The following is a 23,686-nucleotide window of genomic DNA, read 5'->3' on the forward strand; positions in this document are numbered from 1 at the left end:
CCCGAACGCGATTGGGACTCCTCGGAGCCATCCTCCTCGTCACGACCGTTTTTTTGCGGCCGCAGGAAGTCATTCCGCTGCTGCAAGGGATCGGCTTTCTCAACCTCGTGACGGGCCTCGCTGTATTGGGCATCATCATCGAATTCGCCACCGGACGAACCCGTTCCGCGTGGACCCCGCAGCTTCCGTACCTCGGCGCCTTCGCCGCCTGGTGCTTCGCATGCACCTTGATCAAAGCGGGACGCAGCGAGATCGATCACACGGTCAACACGGTCGTGTTCTCCACCGTGTTCATGTTGGTCATCGCCTATGCCGCACGCAGTTACGCGCGTTTCGCGGTCATCGCCTCGACCTTGGTCGCGATATCCATCGCACTCGCCGCCTTCGGCTTTGCCCAATCGCGGGGCGAGTTCGAGTGCATCATCATTTCGGGCGAGGACCTCGCCGCCGGCGACAAGAGCACCGGCACGGCCACCGGGCGCACGTGCGTGCTCAGCCCGCGCGAGTGCGACGAGGATGCGCGACGGGACGCCATGGAAATGGCGCCGGGATCCGAGTTTCTCTGCGAGAAGCCGGGCCCCTTTCAGACCTTCACCATCGGCCACGGGCGCGTTCGCTGGCGCGGCGTTCTGGCGGATCCCAACGAGCTGGCGCTGGCCATCGGCGCCGCGTTCGCGTTCTGCTTCGCCCTGTACAGCGCGGCGCAATCCAAATTGAGGCACATCTTCTTCGGCGGCGCGCTCGCGATGGCTTCGTATTGTGTCATTCAGACGCAATCGCGCGGTGGCGTTCTCGTGTTGGCCGCCGTGCTCGGTGTCTATTTCGTGCGGCGATACGGTTTCAAAGGTGCCTTCGCCGGCGCGACCATGGCACTGCCATTGGTGATGCTCGGCGGGCGCGGCGGCGAAGAGGCCGAGTCATCGTCGTTGGAACGCCTCGGCGCGCTTTACGAGGGTGTGGACATGTTCCGCGCCTCCCCGGTATTCGGCGTGGGGCAAGGGCAATTCGCGGAGCATTATTTCATCACCGCGCACAATTCCTATTTGCTGGCGGCGGCAGAGTTGGGTCTTCCCGGACTCTTCCTTTTTAGCCTCCTCATTTATGTATCGATGAAGATCCCTTACGTGGTCGCCTTTCACCCGGCGGAGGACGTGGACCAGCGGCTGCGTCCGTTCGCGTTTTCGCTGTTCGTGGCGTTCTCGGGGATTCTCATTGGAATCACCTTTTTGTCGTTCTGTTACCACGCGATGCTGTTCATTTATCTCGGCCTCGCGGGCGCGCTGTACGGGGCGGTGAAACAGACGAGTCAGTCATTCCAGATCAAGCTGCGCTGGAAGGAATACCTCGCGATCTTCGTGGTCAATCTGTTGATGCTCGCGTTTCTCTTCGTCTACACCCGTATCAAAGGAGCCCCATGACGGGTGCGCGATTCGTGGTCGGCGCGGTGTGCCTCGGTCTTTCCATCGGGCCGGTCGGTGCCTGCAAGCGCGTGGTGCGAGGGTGCGTGCGCGGTGAGAGCATCAAGCCCGCGCCAAGCGGCACTGTGTCGCAAGGCTCCGAGGACGACGCAACGGCCGGCGGCGAATCGTCGGCTCCGCCGGTGCCGCTCCCCGCGCTGGCGAAGCTGCCCGAGCATCCGCGCATTGCGCTCACCCCCGCGCGACGCGCACGAATGAAGCGCCACGCGGCACAGCGCGCACCGTCGTGGGCGCGCATGGCCCATTTGTGCGAGGAGGCGACGGCGAAGAAGATCCCCAGCGGGTACGAAGGTTGGGATTGGACCAACGCCACCCTTGCGTGTGCGCTCGTCCATTACGTCGAAGGGGACGAGGCGGCGGCACGCACGGCGGTCATGTATTTGCGCGCGCTGGTGGATGACAAAGCCAAAGTGGGTGACGGGGAAGGCGGCGATACCGTCATTCGTCACGACAATGGATATGCGATCCGCACGCGCGGTTTTCTGGGCGCCGTGGCCTACGATTGGCTGCACGATGCGCCGGGCATGACGACGGAGTTGCGCCAGCACGTGATGGATCGATTGGCCTCGTGGATCGATTGGTACGGCCGCGAGGGGTACATGCGCGACAAGCCGATTGCCAATTACTATGCAGGCTATTTCGGTGCGGTCGCCATGACGGGCGTCGCCGCCGAGGGCGACGATCCGCGGGCCACCAAGTTTCGGGCGCAGGCGCAGCGGATGTTCCTGCGGGATATCGGTCCTGCGTATGCCAAGTTGGATGGCGGGCAATGGCCCGAGAGTTGGCAATACGGTGCAGGCCCTGCCGTGACCATGGCGCTCTACGCGGCGACGGAGCACGTGGAATTGCCATGGATCCGGCAGATCCTCGGGTATCGAACGCACGCACTGTTGCCGGACGGTATCCATCTTTACGACAATGGGGATTGGAGCGAGAAGCCGGCCGTGGCCAATGGCGCGGAGCTCGACGCCGTGGCCCTGGCCTTCGATGCGGACCCACTCGCGCAGCAAGCGCGCGCGCTCGCGGCGAAGACGACGCGCAAGCGCGACGATCCGTTCGGCTGGGTCAACGCGCTCGCAGACGATGCGTCGGCGCCGCCGCGCGCGGAAGACGATCCGCGCCGCGGGTCGAAGAGCTACCTCGCTGCGGGCACGGGCACGCTGTTCGCCCGCACGGCGTGGTCGCCCGACGCCGTGTGGCTCGCCTTTCAGAGCGGGCCGCATCTGTCGGACCATCAGCACCTCGATCAGGGGCACTTCGAGCTGGTGCGCGGCGAGGATGCACTCATCTCCGATCCGGGCGCGTATGGCTCGGGGTCCACCACGAGCCACAATTCCATTTTGGTCGACGATGGCAAGGAGGTGCTGGTCTACGCACCGAACCAGGTGCCAGTATCCCGCGCGACGATCACGCGCTTCTCCGACGATGGAACCTACGTGCACGCGCTCGGAGACTTCACCTCGGCCTACGAGCCACCCCGCCAAAGGGACGACGGCCGGCGTTCCGTGGTCCATGCCGAGCGGGAAATCCTATTTTCGCGCACGCCGGTGGCGGGGAACGCGGCCTCGTCGCGCCTCGTCATTTACGATCGCATCGCGGTCGCGAAGCCAGCCTTCGCGGTCACCTGGATCGCGCACACGTGCGGCGACGCCGTTGCCACGCGCTTTACGGTGGGCAGCTCCGCGGCGCAAATCTACACGGTGGCACCGGCCGATGCCAAAGCGCGACTCGTGCGCGAGCCGACCCCGGAAAAGAGCGACAGCTTCTGGACCAACGACGCCCCCGCAAAGGGCCTCCGCGCCACGCGCCTGGAAATCCCCTCGCCCACCGGCGCAACGGACCGCCGTTTCCTTCACGTCATCACCGCCTCCTCCGCCGACGCCCCCCGCGCCCCATTGGGCACCGTGCGCGGCGACGCCGTGGAAGGCGCCTCCCTCGACGGCGAAGCCTACGTCTTCCTACGCACCGCCGCACAAAAGGCCCCCACTGGCTTCGACTACACCGCCCCCGAAGACGCCCCCCGCCACATCGTAAGCGGCCTCGCTCCAAGCGCAACATATGCCGTCTCCGCTGCGCGCGCCGATGGCGGCTGCAAAGTCCGCGTCACGCCCGGCAGCGGCCCGAAAGCGTCCGACGCGGGACTCCTCGTCCTATCCATCGCGGGCTGCGCGCTCAAATGAAGAAGGAACCGCCAAGACGCCAAGGCCGCCAGGATCGCCAGCGGAAACGGCATTGGATTGAATTTTTCAATGAAGGGCAGATTATTCTAAATAGAAATATTTGTTCTTAAACCAAAAAATCTGCCGTATTTCGGTTTTCCGTTGGCCCCGCTGGCGATCCTGGCGCCCTGGCGACCCTGGCGCTCACCTTCTTCTGCGCCGCTTCCCTCAAAGTCCGCGTCACGCCCGGCAGCGGCCCGAAAGCGTCCGACGCGGGACTCCTCGTCCTATCCATCGCAGGCTGCGCGCTCAAATGAAGAAGGAACTGCCAAGACGCCAAGGCCGCCAGGATCGCCAGCGGAAACGGCATTGGATTGAATTTTTGAATGAACGGCAGATTATTCTAAATAGAAATATTTGTTCTTAAACCAAAAAATCTGCCGTATTTCGGTTTTCCGTTGGCCCCGCTGGCGATCCTGGCGCCCTGGCGACCCTGGCGCTCACCTTCTTCTGCGCCGCTTCCCTCGAAGTCCGCGTCACGCCCGGCAGCGGCCCGAAAGCGTCCGACGCGGGACTCCTCGTCCTATCCATCGCAGGCTGCGCGCTCAAATGAAGAAGGAACCGCCAAGACGCCAAGGCCGCCAGGATCGCCAGCGGAAACGGCATTGGATTGATTTTTTGAATGAACGGCAGATTATTCTAAATAGAAATATTTGTTCTTAAACCAAAAAATCTGCCGTATTTCGGTTTTCCGTTGGCCCCGCTGGCGATCCTGGCGCCCTGGCGGCCCTGGCGCTCACCTTCTTCTGCGCCGCTTCCCTCAAAGTCCGCGTCACGCCCGGCAGCGGCCCGAAAGCGTCGGACGCGGGACTCCTCGTCCTATCCATCGCAGGCTGCGCGCTCAAATGAAGAAGGAACCGCCAAGACGCCAAGGCCGCCAGGATCGCCAGCGGAAACGGCATTGGATTGAATTTTTGAATGAACGGCAGATTATTCTAAATAGAAATATTTGTTCTTAAACCAAAAAATCTGCCGTATTTCGGTTTTCCGTTGGCCCCGCTGGCGATCCTGGCGCCCTGGCGACCCTGGCGCTCACCTTCTTCTGCGCCGCTTCCCTCAAAGTCCGCGTCACGCCCGGCAGCGGCCCGAAAGCGTCCGACGCGGGACTCCTCGTCCTATCCATCGCAGGCTGCGCGCTCAAATGAAGAAGGAACCGCCAAGACGCCAAGGCCGCCAGGATCGCCAGCGGAAACGGCATTGGATTGAATTTTTCAATGAAGGGCAGATTATTCTAAATAGAAATATTTGTTCTTAAACCAAAAAATCTGCCGTATTTCGGTTTTCCGTTGGCCCCGCTGGCGATCCTGGCGCCCTGGCGACCCTGGCGCTCACCTTCTTCTGCGCCGCTTCCCTGGGTCACCGCCGCAGCGCCGCGAGCATGCGGTTTTTTACGTCGTCCGTGATCCAGGCGTCGACGGCTTCGTCGAGGCGCTTTTTGTGTTCGGCCTCGGGGCACAAATCGGTTTCGCCGCGGCCGCGCAAATCGCGTTTCGTCGCCGAATACGCATCTTGAGGAAGGGCGCCCCACGTCGTCAGTCGATCGCGTGCATTCTGCACAGGGTCTTCCGACACCGCGTCGACCAAGCCCAGCTCGAACGCGGTGACGGGATCGAACAACTCGGCGCCGAGGATGACGCGCTCGTGGTGCTGTGGTGGAACGCGGCGGCTCACGATGGTGTGGATGCGCGGCGGAAAGCGAACCCCCAGCGCCACCTCGTTCAGACCGATTTTGACCTTCGGGTCTGCCAGAGCCACCCGGTAATCGCAACACAACGCCAGCACGCAGCCGCCCGCGATGGCGTGACCATTGATGGCAGCGGCGGTGGGGCCCGGATAGAGGTACACGGCCGCCATGAAATGCTCGAGCCGGTCGAGGAACATGCGCATGGCAGGTCCATCGAACCGGCTCACCGTCTTCAGATTGAGCCCGGCACTGAAGGCGTTGTCGCTGCCCGAGATGAGGACCGGGCGACCGGCAGCCTCCCGCAGTTGCTCGAGCATGTACGCCATCAGCGTCGAGTCGAGCGCGTTTTTCGCGGGGTGTGCGAGCTTAATCTCGAAGATCATGCCACTAATCTCGTCGATACATCGTAATGACGCAAGCGCCGCCCAATCCTAGATTGTGCTGAAGCGCGACCTTGGCGTCGGGCACCTGGCGCTGATCGGCTTGCCCGCGAAGCTGCCACACCAATTCCGTGCACTGTGCAAGTCCGGTGGCGCCGAGCGGATGACCCTTGGAGAGGAGCCCGCCCGACGGATTCGTCACGTATTTTCCGCCGTACGTGTTCTGCCCTTCCCAGATGAACTTCTCCGCCTCCCCCTCCTTGCAGAGGCCGAGTGCTTCGTACGTGAGCACCTCGTTGGCCGTGAAGCAGTCGTGCAGCTCCACCACGTCCACGTCCTTGGGGCCCAGGCCGGCTTGCTCGTACACCTTCTCGGCGCACTTCACCGCCATGTCGTAGCCGACCATCTTGATCATGCTGTCGCCGAAGCTCGAGGCATAATCCGTGGTCATCGCCTGCGCCGCGATGTACACCGGCTTGGCGATCCCGTTCTTCTTCGCGAACTCATCGGAGCACAGAACGGCCGCCGCCGCACCACACGTGGGCGGGCAACATTGGAAGCGGGTCAGCGGATCGAAGACCTCTTGCGAGGCCATGATCTCTTCCAGCGAAAGCACCTCGTTGAAGAGGGCATACGGATTCTTGCTCGCGTGCTTGCGCGCCTTTTCGCTGACCTTGCCGAACGTCTCCTTCTTCGTCCCGTACTTCCACCGGTATTCGCGCCCCGCGCCGCCGAACATCTGCGCGGCAAACGGCGCTTGGTTCACGCCTTGGACGCGCGACATCACGCCCGCGTGTTGCTCCAGCGGATTGACCCGATCGGTGAACTTCGACCCGAGGGCGCCCTTCTCCATTTGCTCGAACCCGACCACGAGCACGCAATGCGCGCCCGCGTCGATGGCCTGACGGCCCAACATGAGCGCCGTCGAGCCGGTGGAGCAATTGTTGTTCACGTTGAAAACCGGAATTCCGGTCAGGCCAACTTCGTAAATGGCCCGCTGTCCGCAGGTGCTGTCGCCGTACACGTAGCCGGCAAAGGCCTGCTCGATGTCCTCGTATTTGACCTTGGCGTCCTCGAGGGCAGCGCGCGCCGCCTTGGAGGCCATGACGTTGTAATCCTCGCTGGCGCCCGGCTTGGCGAACTTGACCATCCCCACGCCGATGACATTCACGCGCTTGCTCATTGTTCTTTTCCTTCCGTCACGCCTGTCACGTCTGTCACGTCTGTCACGTCAACTGCCTCAAGAACCCAATCCGCTGCGCCGCCCGCACGTCGCCATCCACGCGCAACGCACCCTTTTGATAAAGCGATTGCGGCTGCTCCGTGCCCTTCACCAAGGCCACCAAATCCGCATCCTTCAAGGTCAGTACCGTGGTGGCCGCGGCATCCGTTCCTTCCTTGACCGCGCCGCCTTTCAAGTCGACCACCCATGCCGCATCCGGATCCTGAATGCGGAACTGCAGCACCGCCCCGACCTCGTCGACGAGCCGCTTGTCCTTCGCCACCAGCTCCTTCAATTTCCCAAAGATGGCGGCGGCCTCCGACGCCTTTGGGGGTGCGGGTTGCGCGGCGGAGGGTTGCGATGCGGCGGCCGCCGAAGCTCCACCCGCCCGAGCCTTCACCACCTCCAGCACCAAGTTGGGATCCAGCTTCTTCAAGAATTCCAGCTTCTGCGAAGCCATCACATTGCCGGAAATCTTCAGCTTCCCACCGAAGTACAACTTCTGCGCATCGGCCTTGCCGGTGCACATATCCATGAAGTCCGAGTCCTTCAACTCGAGCGTCGTATCCGCCGCCGACGACGCATCCGCCGACACGGTCCCCGACCCATTCTTCAAATCGATGGTCCACGCACTCGCGGGATCCGTGAGCACGAAGCGGAACACGGTCTGAATTTTCGACGCCAATTGGGCATTGGCCTCCAGGTATTTCCCAATCGCCTGGAACACGTCCGCACTCGTCGGTTGTACGCCGGCAGGTGCCGCCTCGCCCTTCGGAGCCTCTTTCTTCGCAGCAGCCGCCGCCGGCTTCGGCTGCGGGATCTTCTCGTACAACTCGATGGCCGCGCGGCTGATGACCACCTTCTCGCGCTCCTTCACCTTGGCCTGGAAGATGATGCGCGCGCCAATTCCTTTGGCCTTGTCGTCCTCCGAGAGCTCCTGCTTCCACATCTCGGTGACCAGCGTCTCGCCCGGAAAGACCGAATCCGCGAAGCGCACCTTGATGCTACGGAAATACCGTGGATCGCCGTTCGGTGCGAACGACCGCACCACGTGCCGCCCCACGTACCCGAAGGTGCAGAGGCCATGCAAAATCGGCTTTTGGAAGCCGAACGCCTGCGCGAAATTCGGGTCCGCATGCAGCGGATTCCAATCGCCCGAAAGCCGGTACAACAAGGCCTGGTTCTCGGGGATCGGCTCCGTCACCACGGCATCGGGCGCGCGCTCCGGCGGTACGTAGGGATCGCCGCCCGGCCCGCGGCTGCCGCCGAAGCCACCGGCCCCCCGCACGAACGTGGTCATCTCGTTGACGATGAGCTCCTCGCCGCTTTCGTCGTAGCTTTTGATCTCGGTCACGACGAGGGCAAACTTCCCTTTGTCGAAGATGTCCTTGATGCGCGCCTTGTGCACCAACTTGGCATTCGAGGGCAACGGCCGCTTGATTTCGGTGTACTGCTCGCCATGCAGCACGCGGTCGAAACCGTAATTCAGGCCCGGCGCCTGCTTTCCTTCCTTCATCAACTGCAACACGGCCCCCAGCGCGGGTGCCACGCCGAAGGTCGGAAAGGTGTGGAATCCTTCGCCGTGAAGCTCGTAGACGAGCTGCAGATCCTTCGCGTCCAACGGATCCTTCGCCGCACCGATGCCCAGCGCATACAGCGCCACGTCCCGCTCCGTGTACGACGACTCGATCGTCGGCAGCTCGGAACCCAAGGCCAAGTCCACATCGACGAATTCATTGCCGCCCAGGCTCGGCCCCGCCTGCACGTTGGCCAGAATCGGCGCCATGGACTGCACGACCGTGGCCGGATGCTCCGTCTCCTCGAAGGAGGTAATCGGGCCCCACGACGACTTCACCGTTTCCGGCGTGATGACGCGGCCGACGCGGAAGGTCTTGCCCTTGGTGCGCTCCCAGCGCAGCTTTCCGAAGAAGCCACCGCCCACCTCGAAAAGGCCGCCGGTCTCCTCACAGTCCTCGTGGCACAGCCACGCCACGAGCGGGGTCACGTACTCGGGCTTGAGCGACGCGATCAACTCGGGCGGAAGCACCGTCTCCGTCATGCGCGACCCGGCGATGGGCGCGATGGTGTTGACGTGCACGTTCTTCTTCTTGCCCTCGATGGCCAACGTGCTCGCGAAACCGGCCACCCCCAGCTTGGCCATCGAATAATTGGCCTGGCCGAAGTTGCCATAAATGCCCGCGGCCGATGCCGTCATGATCACGCGGCCGTAGCCCTGATCGCGCAGATACGGCCAGGCGGCATGCGTCACCCGGAAGGCACCGAGAACGTGCACGCGATAGATGAGGTCCCAATCCTCCTGGGTCATCTTGGGGAAGCTGACGTCGCGCAGGATGCCGGCGTTGTTCACCACGATGTCCACGCGCTTGAAGTGATCCAGCGCGGTCTGCACGATCTTCGCGCCGTCCTCCACCGAGTCGTAGTTGGCAACGGCTTCGCCGCCGAGCGCTTTGATCTCCTCCACGACTTTGTCGGCCGCGGCGGAGCTCTTGCCTTCGCCCGTGTGGCCTCCACCCAAGTCGTTGACGACGACCTTTGCGCCGCGACTGCCGAACAGGAGGGCATGCGAACGCCCGAGCCCGTTGCCCGCCCCGGTGATGATCACGACCTTTCCATCGAACCTCAGCTCGTTCGCCATGGCGCTCCTCAAAAATGTTCGAAAGCGGATGTTTCGTACACAAAGTATTCGGATCTCGCGGGACGTCAAGCCGCACGGGAGCGGTCCCCTTCAGCTCACCCGATCCACCGCTTTTCGGCGCGTGGTAGGTTACATCACATGGACATCCTGAAGGATTTGCTGGCCTTTCTGCGAAATTCGCCAACGCCGTACCATGCCGTGGAGAGCGCTGCGACGCGGCTGACCAGCGCAGGATTTCGGGCCTTGCTCGAGACCGATTCCTGGGCGGATCTCGCACCCGGCAAGTACTTCGTGAGCCATGGGGAGAGCGCGCTGGTGGCCTTCATCATTCCCGCCGCGCGGAATGTGAGCGGCTTTCGCTTGGTGGGCGCGCACACGGACAGCCCGAACCTGCGGCTGAAGCCGAAACCCGAGTACAAGAAAGAGGGTTACGCGCAGCTTGGCGTGGAAGTCTACGGCGGTGCGCTGCTGAATTCGTGGCTCGATCGGGATCTCTCGCTGGCCGGGCGCGTGCTGGTGCGCACGGAGGGAAAGCTCGAGTCGAAGCTGGTGCGCTTCGACCGGCCTTTGTGCCGTGTTCCGCAATTGGCCATTCACCTGGATCGCGACGTCAGCGACAAGGGGCTGGTGCTGAACAAGCAGGAGCATCTCGCGCCGATCATCGGATTGGCCGATGGCACGAGCGCGGATATCGCGGAGCTGTGCGCGCGCGAGCTGCACATCGAGAAGGCGAACATCGTGGCGACGGATCTGATGCTGTACGACATTGTGCCGCCCACCGTGGGCGGTGCCGACGGCGAGTTCCTCTTTTCCGCGCGATTGGACAACCAGGCGATGTGCCACGCGGCCATCGTCGCGCTCATCGATGCCGCCGAGAACGCGGACAAGCAGGCGGTGGTGCCGCTGGCGGTGCTCTTCGACCATGAAGAGGTGGGCAGCGAAAGCGCGACGGGCGCGGGTTCGGCCTTTTTGGCGCGCGATCTCGAGCGCATCGCGCTCGGTCTGGGCAAGTCGATCGACGAGATGCACCGCACCTTCGCGGGCTCACTCTGCGTGTCGGCGGACATGGCCCACGCGGTTCATCCGAACTACGTCGAACGCCACGAGGCACGCCACCGCCCCGCCCTCAACGGCGGCCCGGTCATCAAGGTGAATTCGCAACAGCGTTACGCCACATCGGCGAAAACCGCTGCGCTGTTCCACGAGCTTTGCCGCGCCGCCGACGTCCCCGTCCAAAGCTACGCGCACCGCACGGACCTCCCCTGCGGCTCCACCATCGGCCCCATCACCGCGGCCAAACTGGGCATCCCCACCGTCGACGTGGGCAACCCCATGCTGAGCATGCACTCCATCCGCGAACTGGGCGGCACCAAAGACCCCGAGCGCATGACCAAAGTGCTAACCCGCTTTTACGCAGTCACGGATTATTGATTTCACATGAAGGCGGGAAGGCGGGAAGGTTTTTAGGAATAGATTTTTTAATTAGGTAGCCTGAGCCACCAAATCAAAAACCCTTCCCGCCTTCATGTTCATCTCTCCTGGAGTGAACTATCCCCGCCGGTATTCCCTTGGAGTACGGCCCGTAATCTTGCGAAATTGCGTCGTAAAGTGGCTTTGGTTCGCAAACCCCACTTCGAGTGCGACCTCGGCGATGGATTTGTGGGTTCGGCGCAGCAGATTCATCGCCGTCTCGATGCGCTGCCTTAGCACGTAGCCGTGGGGCGTTTCGCCCGTGGATTGCTTGAAGGCGCGTGCGAAGTGGAATGGGCTCAATTCCGCTTGGGCGGCCAGCGATTCCAAATCGAGACTCTGCGAGAGATTGGTCACGATGAATTCCGTCACGCGGCGCACGCGTGATGGGGAGAGTCCACCGCGCGTGTCTTTGATGGGTGGCCGGCCAGGCTCGACGTGGTGGCGAAGTACCTGGGCGGCCACCATGCGCGACGCGGAGTCGACGTAGAGCCGGTCCATCGAATCCGGCGATTGGAGGGATTGGCACAGCTCCAAGGCGACGCTTTGAATCACCGAATCGCGAACTCCATTGCGCGTGCTGATGTGCAGCCGCTCGGGCGGGAGATCCAGCACGTCGGCCGCCATGTCCTCGAGCAGCCCCGGCTCCAAGTGAAGATGGATGCTCTCGACGGGCCGCTCGCTGAGGGTGCGCCATTGCACGTCGTACGTGGGGGACATGGCCGGCGTGATGAAGATGTCGCCCACGCCCACGTCGAAGCGCTCCCAATCGCCGCCATCGACGTCGCGCTGCTCGAGGTGCAACTGGCCCGCGGAGACCATCACGATGTGGTGCGCGGCCATCGGTGGCACGCGCACCGGATCATCCTGCACCTCCGGTTCGCGATAGGAGCGCACGAGAAGGCTCCCCCAGCCAAGCGGCTCACTGCTGAGGAGGGTGCAACCCGGGCGCCCCCTCTTGAAGGCGATGGAGGACAGTCCCTGCCGAGCCATTGGACTCAGAATAGCGCAGCAAGATCGCGAAAGTTTTAGCAAGCGGCCGAAAGAAGGTCCTGGCGCCCGCTCCTAGATTCGTCCGCGCGCTCGCTAGGGAGAGCAAACGGAAAGGATTCTCATGATGCGGTACGTACTTCTCGGAAAAAGCGGTCTCAAGGTGTCGGAGCTATGCCTTGGAGCGATGACCTTCGGCACGGAGTGGGGGTGGGGCGCCGACGACGAGGTGAGCCGCACCGTGTACCGAGCGTTCCGCGACGCGGGTGGCAATTTCATCGATACGGCGGACATCTACACCAATGGCGCGAGCGAACGCATCGTCGGTGCGTGCATCCGCGAGGAACGCGATCGTGTGGTGCTCGCGACGAAGTTCACGTGTTCGATGGACAATGAGAATCTCAACTCGAGCGGCAACTCGCGAAAGACCATCGTTCGCGCCGTGGAGGCGAGCCTGCGCCGTCTGGGTACCGATTACATCGATCTCTATTGGCTTCACGCGTGGTCGTTCACCACGCCCATCGACGAGGTGATGCGCGCGCTCGACGATTTGGTCCGGCAGGGCAAGATTCTCTACGTCGGCGTGTCCGATACGCCCGCCTGGATCATCAGCCGCGCCAACACGCTGGCCGAACTGCGCGGGTGGACGAGCTTCATCGCCACGCAGATCGAATACAACTTGGTCGAGCGGAGCGTGGAGCGCGAGCTCCTGCCCATGGCCCGCGCGCTGGACATCGGCGTCCTCGCCTGGAGCCCGCTCGCGAGCGGCATTTTGACGGGGAAGTACAATGCGAAAAAGGACCCCAAGCCCGCGGGCTCGCGGCATGCGGCCGCGCCGCTCGCGCAGATGAGCGAGCGCGCACTGCGCATCGCCGACGTCGTTCAGGAAGTGGCACGCGAGACGGGGCACGAGCCTGCGGCCATCGCGCTGGCCTGGCTGCGCGCACAAGGTGCCATGCCCATCATCGGCGCGCGCAACCCGTCGCAGCTCGCGTCCAATTTGAAGTGCCTCGAGGTGAAGCTCGACGACGCGCACCTGGCGCGCCTCGAGGAGGTATCGCGCATCGAGATGGGCTTCCCCCACGACATCCTCGGCACCTCGGGCCGCCTCGTTCACGGCGGCTTCTACCCGCGTTTCGATCATCCAAACCGCGCGCGCCACGGCATGACGGAGCGCATCCACGCGGCGCTCCTCAAGTAAGCCTCACGGCAGAAACAGCTCGCGCTCCTCGGGGCTCGGCACCCGGCACACCTCCAGCTTGCCGAAGATGCGGTACCGAAAGCGGGCCACCAGCCGATACACCGCGTCCGAAAACGCGCGCGGGATCCACCGGAGAAACCGCGCCCAGCGCCACGGGCGCGGCAGGTATCCCATGCTCGCGAGGATCCCGCGCGAGCGCAGATGCACGGTGCCTTCGTCGACGAAGATCACGGTGTCGACCCCAGCTGGGATCTCCGGGTGCATCGCCCGCAAGCGGGCCGCCGTTTCGCCCTGAATGGGCGCGTACCTCAGGGCCCGTGCGCGATCGACGCGCACGAGCCACTGGACGAGGGCGTCGCAGAAGCCGCAGACGCCGTCGAACAAGATGATGCGGGGCGGAAGAGCGCGTTCGGTCACACGGGAAGATTAAGCATTGCGACCGGGATCGCCCGGCGGAGCGTAACGTGCGTCGGTGGCCTTGCCCATCGTGTGGTAGCCCTTGTCGACATACAGCGTCGTGCCGGTGATGCCCGCGGCGAGCGGGCTCACGAGGAAGGCCGCCGCGTTGCCGACATCCTCGGCCGTCATGGGATCGGTCAATGGCGAATTGTTCGAGGCATATTCGACCATCGCATCGATGATGCCGATGGCGCTCGCCGCGCGCGAAGCCCACGGCCCCGCGGAAATCGTGTTCACGCGCACGCCGTATTTGCGGCCCGCCTCGTAGGCGAGCACGCGTGTATCGCTTTCGAGCGCGGCCTTGGCCGAGGACATTCCGCCGCCGTAGCCGGGGATCACGCGCTCGCTGGCCATGTACGTGAGCGACACGAAGGAGCCGTCCTTCTTCATCAGCGGCGCGAACTTCGCGACCATCGACACCATCGAGTAGGCGCTCACACCGACGGCTTCGAGGTAGCCCGCGCGGCTCGTCTCGAGCAGCGGCTTCTTCACCTCGGGCCCATTGGCCAGCGAGTGCACCACGATGTCGAGCGGTTGCTCGCCGAAGTCGGCCGTGAGCTGCGCGGCCAAGCCCGCGATGGAGAAGTCGCCCTGCTCCTTGTAGCGCTTGTTCTCGCGCACCTCGGCGGGCGCGCTCTCGAGCGTGTCGAAGGCCGCATCGAGCGCGTAGATCTTCTCGAACTCGAGCAACGAGCCGTCGGCAAACTTGCGCGACTCGTCCATCTTGCCGCGCCGCAGGAGCGTCTGAAAGATCCCGAGCGCGGGCGGCCACGTGCCCACGCAAACCTTGGCGCCGGCCTGCGCCAGCGCTTTGGCGATGGCAAACCCGAAGCCGCCATCGTCTGCCACCCCTGCCACCAGCGCCCTGCGCCCCGTCAGATCGATCTTGAGCATGGCCGAGGTATCACCCGGCCACGGGCCTCCATGCAAGGGGCGCTTCGAGTTATGCGCCTACAAATGCGGGATCAGGTGCGCGAACCAAGCGACGCCCGTCGCCATGAGCGCAGCGAGCACCACCACGATGCCGACGGTGGCCGTGCTGGTCGGCTTTTTCATGGCGATGGCCGACGGACCGCCCGCCACCGCAGGATGCAAATGCGACGGCCCCGAAGACGCGACGTTGGGAGGCGTTGGTGTGGTCACCAGCGGTGAATCCATGGGCGGAAGCGCGGACATGCGCATCGTGCCCGACGGGCCACCGCCGAAGCCGCCGCCCGTCCCTCCACCGGTTCCTCCTCCGCTGCCACTTCGAGGACGCGGAGGCAGGGGATACCGCGGCTGACGCGGAATCGGCGTCGGCGGGCGCGGCGGCTCCTCCAGATCTTCCAGCGCGGAGAGATTCCCCTCACTGAGCGCGTCGCCCGGAAGCCCGCCGCTCAAAGGCGCTCCGGTACCGGGAAATTCCCCGGTGTTGATCTCGGTCATCCAACGCGACGGATCCTCGAAGTCGCCCAAGTTGAGCGGCGCAGCCTTGGGGCTCGAGTGCTTCGACTCGGGCGCGCTGCGATCGTCGTCTTTGAGCGAGGTGAATTCGAAGAGCGCCTCCTCGATGAGCTTGTCGATGATCGAGGGCTGGGGCGGGCGAATGCGCTGCTTGTCGCGCACGGCGACGTGCACGAGCGTCTCGATGTCGAAGGAGCTCACGGGCTCGGCGAGGCGAAACATGCAGTTTGCAAGGTCTCGCCCGAGCTCGCGCGCGGACTGGTAACGCAGCGACGGATCGCGCGCCAAGATGCGGTTGACGATCCGCTCCAAGTCCGGCCGCACGTGGCGGTTGTACTGGCTGACCGAGGGGATCACGGCCTGCTGGACTTTTTTGACCGTCTGAAAATCCGTCTCGCCCAAGAAGAGACGCTGCCCGGCCAAAAGCTCCCAGAGGATGATGCCGACCGCGAAGATGTCCGTCCGATGGTCGACATCCTGGCCAAGGGCGGCCTCGGGCGACAGGTAGCTGAATTTGCCTTTGATGATGCCGGGCTCGGATTTTTCGAGCTGGGAGTTGGCCTTGGCGAGACCAAAGTCCACGATTTTGACCTCGCCGTACTTCGTGATGAGCACGTTCGGCGGGGACATGTCCCGGTGGACGATGTTGAGCGGGTTGCCGTTGGGATCGCAGAGCTCGTGCGCGTAGCTGAGTCCCTTGCAAATCTCGTGGGCGATCAAGACGGCCGCCGGCACGGGGAACTGCTTCCCCTGTTTCTTCAGCGATTCCGCGATGGTCTTCAAGTTCGCCCCGTCGACGAACTCCATGACGATGAAGTAGGCGTTGTCGCCCACGCCGATGTCGAAGACCTGAACGCAGTTCGAATGCGACAGGTGCGCCGAAAGACGCGCCTCATCGAGGAACATCGAGATGAACTTCTTCTTCTCGGACAGGTGCGGCAGAACGCGCTTGATGGCGACCTGCTTCTTGAAGCCCTGCAGGCCCTCGCTCTCCGCACGGAAGACTTCTGCCATCCCGCCCGACTCGAGTTTCTCGATGACGCGATAGCGCTGCGCGGAATCCGACATGCTCGTTCGATAGCGTGCCATCCGCAGGGTCCGAGGGTCAAGCGGCCCAAGGGCTCTTTTCCCGTACACGTACACGTTCCCGCTCCCGTTCCCGAAATTCCCGAAGACGGATCGGGTACGGGAACGGGAACGGGAACGTGTACGGGCAGAAAGCAGAAGAATCTTGTCCCTACCCAGCGCGACTGGTACGCGGAAAGAACGCGATCGGCGTCGATGCGCCCCCGATTTCTTCTCTTCCTTGCTGCTGCACCCGTCGCACTTTTGGGGGCGGCCAGGCCCGCCCTCGCCATCGAGCCGGAGGTCACGAGCGATACGTCTGCGCAGTTCTACGACGTGCGCAGCCCAACGGGCGAAACCATCGTGGCGCGGCGGCGTCTCACAACGACGCTGGGTGTCAGCGCCTTCGATTTGCTGGGGAATCAGGAACCCGACCGAAGGGGACGCGAAAAGCTGCCCGAACTGACCTTTCGGGCCCGGCTCCGCTACGACCCGGACTACGGCCCCGGCGGGGGCGTGGACGATCCGAACAACTTCTCCAACCTCGTTCCCGGGTTTTCCCGCGGGCCGGTCGACCTGATGTACGCCTACGTCGAGGGGCGAAAGTTCGCCGGCGGCTGGCTCGGCTTCAAGCTGGGCCGGCAGTACATCGTCGATCCGCTGGGCTGGTGGTCCTTCGACGGCGCCTCGGTTCGGGTGACGACACCTTTCTATGTGGCGCTGGAGGCCTACGGCGGACTGGAAGTGCGCGGAGGTATGCCGCTGTCCACGCCGCGCTTCGAGCAGAACGGTATCTGGCGTGGCGATCGAAGCGGGTACGATCCTTCGCTCTACCCATCGTTTCAGCCCAGCCAGATCGCGCCGGCCATGGGCATCGCCGCCGAGACCACCGGCTTCACCTGGCTGCATGGACGGCTGACCTACCGACGCGTGTACAATACAGGCGAATCCACCGTCTCGCAGTTCGCGGGCGGGCTAGCGCCACCGGTTCATTACGACGAAACGCGCATCTCGCAGGAGCGCGTGGGCTACAGCATCGACGGCACCTTGCCCGACGTGGGCGGGGCGCGCGCGGGGTTCGCCTACGACTTGTACATGGCGAAGATGGCGAGCATCTTCGCGTCGGTCGATGCCTTCGTCACGCGGAGGCTCACGTTGAGCGTGGACTACGACTACTACTCGCCCACGTACGACGCCGACTCGATCTGGAATTTCTTCGCCGGCTCCCCGATGAACGACATCGCCGCCCGCGCCAATTGGGACATCACGGAGGATCTGTCCGCGTCGGCGCGCTTCAATCTGCGCATTTTCCAGACGCAGACGTCGAGCTTCAACGAGAACAGCTCGCCGAACATCGTCCAGGCAGGCGCCGACGCGAACTACTACCCTTCGAGCGGCGCCACCTTCGACGAGGGCGGCTACCTTTCCATCACGCAGAAGCTGGGCGAAAACGTGCACGGCCTTCGCACGAACGGGAACTTCGGCAAGGAAGGCAACCGCGTGGGCGGCGACCTTTTCGTGAACCGCGTCTACGACGGCCGCTATCTTTTGGAGGGCCGCGCGTCCGTTTGGCACTGGGAGGACCGCCTGCGCGAGGGGCGGGATGCCACGAGCTATGGCGCCGTGGCCGCCGTGGGCTACCGCATTGCCCCGCGCAGTAAGATCTTGTTCGAGTACCAGGCCGACGTGAATCGGCTGGTGGGCGTGCGAAATCGCGCGATGCTCTGGCTCACCGTGGCGGTGACGAAATGATCGGCCGCTACGTTCTGCTCGTCGTTGCCATCGTTCTCGCGGCCACATTCGCCGTCGCGGCCCCCTCCCCGTCGGGAAGGGGGAGCCTGCCGCCGGGTGCCTACGACGACGACCGCGGCCCCAGCCAGGCCATTTTCCCGCCGCAATCGCTCACGATTCGGTTCAATCACAAGCTGCACCTCGCCGAGGGTGCCACTTGCAAGACGTGCCATCCGGGCGCGTTGACCAGCGCGTCGGTCGCCGACCATTTGATCCCCAAGGGCGCCGTCTGCGATACGTGCCACCAATCGGACCACTCGAATTTGGCCAAGGTGGTGCCGGGGCAAGGCGCATCGGGACAGTGTGCGTTCTGCCACCTCGGGTACAAAGAGTCGGACGGAAACGCCGTGGCGCGATTGGTGGTGCCGCGTGCCAACATGGTGTTCAACCATCAGAAACACGCGGCGCGCAACATCGGGTGCGGGCAGTGCCACGGTGCGCTCGATCAGGTGGAGCTCGCGACGCGCGATCAATTGCCGCGCATGCGCGGTTGCTTCAAGTGCCACCAGATGCCCGATGCCGCTGCACGCGGCGATGCCAAGAGCGATTGCACGACCTGCCACATCGCGTCGAACCCCCGCGATGGCGATGCGCCCGCGCGAAATGCATCGGTGCGGGCCGAGAACCCGGGCGGGCGGATCAAGACGGTGTTCGCCTCGGGCCGACTCGAGCCACCGCGGTGGCTTCACAATGCGGCGCACACGCCGGACTTCATCGAGCGGCACAAGTACGTGGCGGGAAACGATTCGCAGTTTTGCGCCAACTGCCACAAGGAGGACTTTTGCGTCGGGTGCCACGACGGACGCGTGCGCCCCAAGAGCATCCATCCGAGCGACTACTTATCGATGCACCCCATCGAGGCGCGGCAGCAGACGCAGCGATGCACGAGCTGCCACAACGAACAGAGCTTTTGCCTCGGATGCCACCAACGGGTCGGGATCACCATGTCGGGGCCACCGTCCACCCGGGAGTTGGGACGGTTCCACCCGCCCAAGGGCATCTGGAGTGACGCACCCCGGCGACCTGGTCACCACTCGTTCGAGGCCGAGCGAAACCTGAACGCCTGCGTAAGCTGCCACGTCGAGCGCGATTGCGTCGTTTGCCATGGCGGCTCGGGAATTGGCGGTGGATTCAACCCTCACAAGAGCGGCTTTTCCGGGGGTTGCGCAACGCAGATGCGAAGAAATCCGCGCCCTTGCTTCGTTTGCCACATGCCCGACGACGGAGTGCTCGCTCCATGCCGCTGAGAACGCTGCTCTTTTCCTTGCCTCGGCTCCTGTGGACAGCGTATAGCGACATGTCCGGGGGCCGGGCTAGGTCGAAGGAGGAGCCACGTGAAAGAGCTTGTGCGGTACCTACTCGAGAATCTCTACCTCGATTTCCAGGGGGAAATCACCTTGGAGCAGGTACGCCAGTTCCTCCGGGGCGACGAGAGCCGGGAAGCGAAGCAGCTCTTGGCCAAGCTCATCGAGGACAAGGGCGTGGACGACCTTTTGATCACCCTGGCCGACTGCTTGAAGGAAAGTATCCGTACCGGAATCAACGAGCAAACCGTCCGCGAGCAACTGTCCCTCTACTCGGAGAGCTGAAATTCCGCTTACCGGCGGGCACGCTGCCGGCGGTTAGCCGGCTTCTCGCCGGCGCCGTTCTGGCCGTTTCCTTAGCAAGCTGTGATCAAGGCGTCCAACACGACGCCTCTTCCCCCGCTCCTTACTTACACCTCGTCGCTGCCAACGTTGGCCCGGGCAAGACGCTGCCGCCGGACGGGGCCGTGCTCCTGGCGTTCGATCGTCTGCTCCTGCCGTCGACCGTGGTCCGGCAGTCGATTTACATCTTCGATGGGTTCAATGTCGCCCTTTCGCCCACGGTGCAGTACGACCCCGTCACCAGGGTCGTAACCCTGGGGAGCCCGCGGCAAAGCGAATGGCTGAAACCGGGCCAGCCATACAAGATCGTCTTCACGATCCCGAGCGGGAACGAGGACAACAACGGGCTGCGTGCCATCGATCGCGCGACGCTCGATCCCGCGTCCGAGCGTGTGATCGGTTTTTTCACGGACTCCGCCCCCACCGGAACGCCCGGCCCTCCGCGCGTGGATTTCTGCACCGACGTGCTGCCGATCTTCCAGCAGCACTGCTCGGCGGGCCAATGCCATGGTGAGCCGGGGCCGACGACACCGAGCTCGCGCTTTCCCGATGGACAGTCGCACCCGGCAGCGGGGCTCGTGCTCGAGACCCCCGGCGGGGTTCTGTCCACGGCCATCGGGATCGGCACCCGCCGCGTCGCGATCGGTTCCAACACCGGACCGCGCACGCTGCCGCAGTCGCCGGGCCGCATGTTCGGCCTCGACATGCCCATCGTGGATCCCGGTTCGGCGGCGAACAGCTGGCTCCTTTACAAGCTGCTGCTCGCGCCGCCGCCACCACCGGGCACTCCGCCGAGCGTGCGCCGCAAGTGCGATGGCTCTCCCGGCACTCCGCCGCAAGGCGGGTATCAGCCGCCCGTGTCCTACGCCGTTCTCTCCGACGCCGAACGCGCGCGCCTCGCGGACTTCATCCCCGGCAACAGGATGCCCTACCCGCCCGATCCTGCCAGCGGCGATCGCCGTGAGAACCTCACCGTCGGTGAAGTGCAGCGCATCAGCACCTGGATTGCACAAGGCGCCGTCACGAACGAGTGTGCCTGCGAGCCGTAGAGCGAGAGCCTAGTACCTGCAGGTTCGTCGGGCTTTCACGTCGACGCAAACGCCGTCGATGCAATCGTCCTGGCACGAGAGCGCGTTGACGCAGGATGCGCCCTCGGAACTTTTTGGCCCGCACGTATACGAGGTCGTGTTGCAGTACGCATTGGCGTCGCACCCGGCGTCGCGGCACGAGCCTCCCACGGGAGCTCCGGTCCGGCATCGGCGCACCGTCCCCGATCCGTCGGGCGCACAGTAGGTGCCGCGCATGCAATCGTCTGACGTCTCGCAGGTTTCGAACGTAGCGCCAAGGCGGTGGCACTTTCCCGTTCGTGCGGGGCAGGAAAAGCCTGCGGTGCTGGAGCAATCGGCAAAAATGTTCGGGAACGCACCGCCCGGCCCTGCAGCACAATCGACGCCCTCGGCAGGTTGCACCCGCCGTCGGCATTTGGAGTCCATGCACACGGCCTCGCCGCCGCGGGCTCCAAAGCACTCCACCGTGCCGGAGCAGTCCGCGCCCGCGTCCTTCTTGCCTTCGTACACGGAGCCACAAACGCGCTCCATCTCGTTGGTTCCGGCACACGCGCGGGCCGCAGCCTCCGCCGCTTGCACGCACGAATAGGCTTTGTCACCTTTGTACGTACCGCTGAGCGCCGCGACGTTGGCGAACTCCCTTCGCCTTGCCGAGAGACAAGCGCTCGCCTCGTAGGGCCCGCCGCTGCGCATGCAGCATTCGCCGACGTTGTCGCAGAACGCGTGTGCGTACGCCGAGACGAAGTCCTTCTCGGCGATGGTGCCGTCGGGGACCGTCTCCTCGTCGTCCCCGCCGCACGCCCCCAGGACGATCGCGACCACCAGCAACGGAACTCCGCAACGAAGCCATTTCATGCTTGGTACTTCGTAGAAGACGCGGAACCAACTAAGCCAAAAAAGCAAAAAGGCGCCGATGCCATGGCATCGACGCCTTCTCGCTTCGCGGAAGATCCGAATTAGACGCGGCGGCGCTTCGGCGGACGGCAGCCGTTGTGCGGAACCGGCGTAACGTCGCGGATGAGCGTGACCTTGAAGCCGGCGGTCTGCAGGGCGCGGAGTGCGCTCTCGCGGCCGGCGCCGGGGCCCTTCACGAAGACGGCGATGGAGCGCATGCCGTGATCCATCGCGCGACGGGCCGCTTCTTCGGCGGCAAGCTGCGCGGAGAACGGCGTCGACTTGCGCGAGCCTTTGAAGCCGCGGGAACCGGCGCTCGACCAGGCGATCGCGTTGCCGTTCACGTCGGTGATGGTGACGACGGTGTTGTTGAACGTCGACTGGATGTGCGCGATCCCGGTCGCGACGTTCTTCTTCACCTTGCGCTTCGTGCCCTTGGCTTTCGGGCCCGTGCCGGTGGTTTGCGTCTTCGCAGTGGCCATGTCTTCTTACTCGATCGATAAAGGGTGAAAAATCAGCTCGGTTTGCGCGCGCGCGACAGAATGCCCTTGCGCGGGCCCTTGCGGGTGCGGGCGTTGGTGTGCGTGCGCTGGCCGTGGACCGGCAGGCCTTTGCGGTGACGCAAACCGCGGTAGCAGCCGATATCCATCAGCCGCTTGATATTCGTCTGCACCTCGCGGCGCAGGTCACCTTCGACCTTGTAGTCCGTCTCGAGAAACTCGCGGATGCGCTTGATCTCGGCTTCCGTCAGCTCCTCGGTCTTCTTGGTCGGGGGGATGTTCGCCCGCTCGCAAATGACGCGCGCGAGAGCATGGCCCACGCCGTAAAGGTACGGAAGGGCGTAGGCAATTTGCTTGTGACGGGGGAGGTCGACTCCGGCAATACGAGCCATGGGTATTCCTTAACCTTGACGCTGCTTGTGGCGCGGGTTTTCGCAGATGATTCGGACCACGCCTTTGCGGCGCACGACCTTGCACTTATCGCAAATTTTCTTGACGCTCGGACGAACCTTCATGACGAAAACCTTTATCTGTCTTTTTTGGAGCCCCGCTCGTCGGCTCTCTCTCTACAAGACGCAGGGGAGGCTGGGAGGGGGCGCTTATACTCGAAAAACTACTTGTGCCGGTAGGTGATTCGCCCACGGCTGGGGTCATAAGGACTAACTTCGACGGTGACTCGGTCGCCGGGGAGGATGCGAATGTAAAACTGACGCATGCGCCCGCTGATGGTCGCGAGTACGACGAGCCCGTTATCACATTTCACACGAAACATCGCGTTCGGCAGCGCCTCTTGCACCACGCCGTCGAACTCGAGCTTGTCGCCCTTGGGCTCCTTGCGCTCGCGTCTTTCACTCATGCTCGTTCGGCTTGTCCTTCTTGGCTGGTGATTTCTAGCGCTGCCAAAACTCGCTGGGTCACTTCGTCGACCGTTCCCACCCCGCTGACCCGCTTCAATTTGCCGCGCTTCTCGTAAAAGGGGAGAAGCTCGGCGGTCATCGCCTCGTAGACGTCGATGCGCTTGGCAACGACGGCTTCTTGATCGTCCGGGCGATGCTCGAGATCTGCCTCCGCCACGGAGGCCGGCGGGGGGTTGTACTTCAAATGGTAAATCTGTCCAGTGCGTTTGTCGGTGCGACGCAAGACAGCGCGCTCGACCAGAAGGTCCTTCGGCACGTCGATGGCGACGACCAAGTCCAACTTGACGCCGTTCTTGGCGAGCACATCGTCGAGGCCGGTGGCCTGCGGCGTCGTGCGCGGAAAGCCGTCGAGCAGAAAGCCCGGCTTGGCATCCGGCTCCGTCACGCGCTGATCGACCAAGCCGAGGACGACTTCGTCGGGCACCAGCCCGCCGGCCGCCATCTGCTTGACCAACTCTTGCGGCAGCTTCCCCGCGGCCTTGGCCGCGCGGAGCATGTCGCCGGTGGAGATCTGCGGGATTCCCAAACGGGCGCAGATCACCTTGGCTTGCGTTCCCTTCCCCGCACCCGGGGGTCCCACCAAAACGAGTCGCGTGTTGGCCAT

The 23,686-nt window shown here is 63.9% G+C and carries 21 protein-coding genes; 8 read left to right on the forward strand and 13 right to left on the reverse strand.

Translation table 11 applies throughout. The features are described from left to right. Nucleotides 1–11: 11 nt before the first annotated feature. Together LZC95_38405 and LZC95_38410 are read left to right on the forward strand one after the other, a co-directional pair. Nucleotides 12–1,418, forward strand: a complete 1,407-nt coding sequence (locus tag LZC95_38405) for an O-antigen ligase family protein (GenBank protein ID WXA92316.1) — start codon at nt 12–14, stop codon at nt 1,416–1,418. Next, a complete protein-coding gene (locus LZC95_38410; GenBank protein ID WXA92317.1) occupies nt 1,415–3,658 on the forward strand; it encodes a heparinase II/III family protein in 2,244 nt (747 codons plus the stop codon). Before LZC95_38405 ends, LZC95_38410 begins: the two co-directional genes overlap by 4 nt. Before the next feature lie 1,395 nt (nt 3,659–5,053). Here the strand turns inward: LZC95_38410 and LZC95_38415 are convergent. From LZC95_38415 to LZC95_38425, 3 genes are read right to left on the reverse strand one after another with little or no spacing between them, the layout of a single operon-like run. Continuing rightward, nucleotides 5,054–5,764: an enoyl-CoA hydratase/isomerase family protein gene (locus LZC95_38415; GenBank protein WXA92318.1), complete on the reverse strand. Its 711-nt coding sequence runs from the start codon at nt 5,762–5,764 to the stop codon at nt 5,054–5,056. A 4-nt stretch (nt 5,765–5,768) separates the two neighbouring features. Next, nucleotides 5,769–6,944 (reverse strand): lipid-transfer protein, encoded by a 1,176-nt coding sequence (locus LZC95_38420; protein ID WXA92319.1) that lies wholly within the window; start codon nt 6,942–6,944, stop codon nt 5,769–5,771. Between the two features lie 43 nt (nt 6,945–6,987). Further along, entirely contained in the window at nt 6,988–9,639 is a 2,652-nt protein-coding gene (locus tag LZC95_38425) for an SDR family NAD(P)-dependent oxidoreductase (protein ID WXA92320.1), read from the reverse strand. A 138-nt stretch (nt 9,640–9,777) separates the two neighbouring features. On the opposite strand from LZC95_38425, the gene LZC95_38430 reads away from it, so the two are divergent. Continuing rightward, a complete protein-coding gene (locus tag LZC95_38430) occupies nt 9,778–11,070 on the forward strand; it encodes a M18 family aminopeptidase (protein ID WXA92321.1) in 1,293 nt (430 codons plus the stop codon). 117 nt (nt 11,071–11,187) lie between these two features. Here LZC95_38430 and LZC95_38435 read toward each other — a convergent pair whose 3' ends face one another. Next, nucleotides 11,188–12,102 carry an AraC family transcriptional regulator gene (locus LZC95_38435; protein ID WXA92322.1) on the reverse strand — a complete coding sequence of 305 codons (915 nt, stop codon included), beginning with the start codon at nt 12,100–12,102 and terminating at the stop codon, nt 11,188–11,190. 121 nt (nt 12,103–12,223) lie between these two features. On the opposite strand from LZC95_38435, the gene LZC95_38440 reads away from it, so the two are divergent. Then, nucleotides 12,224–13,300 (forward strand): aldo/keto reductase, encoded by a 1,077-nt coding sequence (locus LZC95_38440; protein ID WXA92323.1) that lies wholly within the window; start codon nt 12,224–12,226, stop codon nt 13,298–13,300. A gap of 3 nt (nt 13,301–13,303) precedes the next feature. Here the strand turns inward: LZC95_38440 and LZC95_38445 are convergent, their stop codons facing one another. The 3 genes from LZC95_38445 to LZC95_38455 are packed head-to-tail and all read right to left on the reverse strand — an operon-like array spanning nt 13,304 to nt 16,270. After that, nucleotides 13,304–13,717, reverse strand: a complete 414-nt coding sequence (locus LZC95_38445; protein ID WXA92324.1) for a DCC1-like thiol-disulfide oxidoreductase family protein — start codon at nt 13,715–13,717, stop codon at nt 13,304–13,306. 9 nt (nt 13,718–13,726) lie between these two features. Further along, nucleotides 13,727–14,653: an enoyl-[acyl-carrier-protein] reductase gene (locus tag LZC95_38450; protein ID WXA92325.1), complete on the reverse strand. Its 927-nt coding sequence runs from the start codon at nt 14,651–14,653 to the stop codon at nt 13,727–13,729. Nucleotides 14,654–14,710: 57 nt separating this feature from the next. After that, nucleotides 14,711–16,270, reverse strand: coding sequence for a serine/threonine protein kinase (locus tag LZC95_38455; protein WXA92326.1), 1,560 nt, complete (start codon nt 16,268–16,270; stop codon nt 14,711–14,713). 213 nt (nt 16,271–16,483) lie between these two features. Here LZC95_38455 and LZC95_38460 point away from each other — a divergent pair, with 213 nt between their 5' ends. The 4 genes from LZC95_38460 to LZC95_38475 all read left to right on the forward strand — a co-directional run bounded on the left by LZC95_38460 (nt 16,484) and on the right by LZC95_38475 (nt 20,753). Next, nucleotides 16,484–18,019 (forward strand): hypothetical protein, encoded by a 1,536-nt coding sequence (locus tag LZC95_38460; protein WXA92327.1) that lies wholly within the window; start codon nt 16,484–16,486, stop codon nt 18,017–18,019. After that, complete coding sequence (locus tag LZC95_38465; protein WXA92328.1) at nt 18,016–19,305, forward strand: cytochrome c3 family protein; 1,290 nt, start codon at nt 18,016–18,018, stop codon at nt 19,303–19,305. Before LZC95_38460 ends, LZC95_38465 begins: the two co-directional genes overlap by 4 nt. A gap of 87 nt (nt 19,306–19,392) precedes the next feature. Continuing rightward, nucleotides 19,393–19,647 (forward strand): hypothetical protein, encoded by a 255-nt coding sequence (locus LZC95_38470; protein ID WXA92329.1) that lies wholly within the window; start codon nt 19,393–19,395, stop codon nt 19,645–19,647. A 182-nt stretch (nt 19,648–19,829) separates the two neighbouring features. Then, nucleotides 19,830–20,753 (forward strand): hypothetical protein, encoded by a 924-nt coding sequence (locus LZC95_38475; GenBank protein ID WXA92330.1) that lies wholly within the window; start codon nt 19,830–19,832, stop codon nt 20,751–20,753. 9 nt (nt 20,754–20,762) lie between these two features. Here the strand turns inward: LZC95_38475 and LZC95_38480 are convergent, their stop codons facing one another. The 6 genes from LZC95_38480 to LZC95_38505 all read right to left on the reverse strand — a co-directional run bounded on the left by LZC95_38480 (nt 20,763) and on the right by LZC95_38505 (nt 23,686). Further along, nucleotides 20,763–21,626, reverse strand: a complete 864-nt coding sequence (locus tag LZC95_38480; GenBank protein WXA92331.1) for a hypothetical protein — start codon at nt 21,624–21,626, stop codon at nt 20,763–20,765. A 101-nt stretch (nt 21,627–21,727) separates the two neighbouring features. Continuing rightward, nucleotides 21,728–22,147: a 30S ribosomal protein S11 gene (gene rpsK / locus LZC95_38485; GenBank protein ID WXA92332.1), complete on the reverse strand. Its 420-nt coding sequence runs from the start codon at nt 22,145–22,147 to the stop codon at nt 21,728–21,730. 32 nt (nt 22,148–22,179) lie between these two features. Continuing rightward, nucleotides 22,180–22,557: a 30S ribosomal protein S13 gene (gene rpsM / locus LZC95_38490; protein WXA92333.1), complete on the reverse strand. Its 378-nt coding sequence runs from the start codon at nt 22,555–22,557 to the stop codon at nt 22,180–22,182. A 9-nt stretch (nt 22,558–22,566) separates the two neighbouring features. Further along, nucleotides 22,567–22,680 (reverse strand): 50S ribosomal protein L36, encoded by a 114-nt coding sequence (gene rpmJ, locus LZC95_38495; protein WXA92334.1) that lies wholly within the window; start codon nt 22,678–22,680, stop codon nt 22,567–22,569. A 98-nt stretch (nt 22,681–22,778) separates the two neighbouring features. Continuing rightward, entirely contained in the window at nt 22,779–23,021 is a 243-nt protein-coding gene (infA, locus tag LZC95_38500) for a translation initiation factor IF-1 (GenBank protein ID WXA92335.1), read from the reverse strand. Then, the gene (locus LZC95_38505; GenBank protein WXA92336.1) at nt 23,018–23,686 is read right to left on the reverse strand and encodes an adenylate kinase; all 669 of its coding nucleotides are present in this window, start codon (nt 23,684–23,686) and stop codon (nt 23,018–23,020) included. Before LZC95_38505 ends, infA begins: the two co-directional genes overlap by 4 nt.

The organism is Sorangiineae bacterium MSr12523 (assembly GCA_037157775.1).
GTDB lineage: Bacteria > Myxococcota_A > Polyangia > Polyangiales > Polyangiaceae > Pendulispora > Pendulispora brunnea.

Bases quoted from the DNA above. Each gene is read 5' to 3' on its own strand.
- LZC95_38415 (WXA92318.1), bottom strand. From the start codon at position 5,764: ATGATCTTCGAGATTAAGCTCGCACACCCCGCGAAAAACGCGCTCGAC.
- LZC95_38435 (WXA92322.1), bottom strand. From the start codon at position 12,102: ATGGCTCGGCAGGGACTGTCCTCCATCGCCTTCAAGAGGGGGCGCCCG.
- LZC95_38425 (WXA92320.1), bottom strand. From the start codon at position 9,639: ATGGCGAACGAGCTGAGGTTCGATGGAAAGGTCGTGATCATCACCGGG.
- LZC95_38505 (WXA92336.1), bottom strand. From the start codon at position 23,686: ATGGCCAACACGCGACTCGTTTTGGTGGGACCCCCGGGTGCGGGGAAG.
- rpmJ (WXA92334.1), bottom strand. From the start codon at position 22,680: ATGAAGGTTCGTCCGAGCGTCAAGAAAATTTGCGATAAGTGCAAGGTC.
- LZC95_38460 (WXA92327.1), top strand. From the start codon at position 16,484: ATGCGCCCCCGATTTCTTCTCTTCCTTGCTGCTGCACCCGTCGCACTT.
- rpsM (WXA92333.1), bottom strand. From the start codon at position 22,557: ATGGCTCGTATTGCCGGAGTCGACCTCCCCCGTCACAAGCAAATTGCC.
- LZC95_38480 (WXA92331.1), bottom strand. From the start codon at position 21,626: ATGAAATGGCTTCGTTGCGGAGTTCCGTTGCTGGTGGTCGCGATCGTC.
- LZC95_38465 (WXA92328.1), top strand. From the start codon at position 18,016: ATGATCGGCCGCTACGTTCTGCTCGTCGTTGCCATCGTTCTCGCGGCC.
- LZC95_38410 (WXA92317.1), top strand. From the start codon at position 1,415: ATGACGGGTGCGCGATTCGTGGTCGGCGCGGTGTGCCTCGGTCTTTCC.
- LZC95_38420 (WXA92319.1), bottom strand. From the start codon at position 6,944: ATGAGCAAGCGCGTGAATGTCATCGGCGTGGGGATGGTCAAGTTCGCC.
- rpsK (WXA92332.1), bottom strand. From the start codon at position 22,147: ATGGCCACTGCGAAGACGCAAACCACCGGCACGGGCCCGAAAGCCAAG.
- LZC95_38430 (WXA92321.1), top strand. From the start codon at position 9,778: ATGGACATCCTGAAGGATTTGCTGGCCTTTCTGCGAAATTCGCCAACG.
- LZC95_38440 (WXA92323.1), top strand. From the start codon at position 12,224: ATGATGCGGTACGTACTTCTCGGAAAAAGCGGTCTCAAGGTGTCGGAG.
- LZC95_38450 (WXA92325.1), bottom strand. From the start codon at position 14,653: ATGCTCAAGATCGATCTGACGGGGCGCAGGGCGCTGGTGGCAGGGGTG.
- LZC95_38455 (WXA92326.1), bottom strand. From the start codon at position 16,270: ATGTCGGATTCCGCGCAGCGCTATCGCGTCATCGAGAAACTCGAGTCG.
- infA (WXA92335.1), bottom strand. From the start codon at position 23,021: ATGAGTGAAAGACGCGAGCGCAAGGAGCCCAAGGGCGACAAGCTCGAG.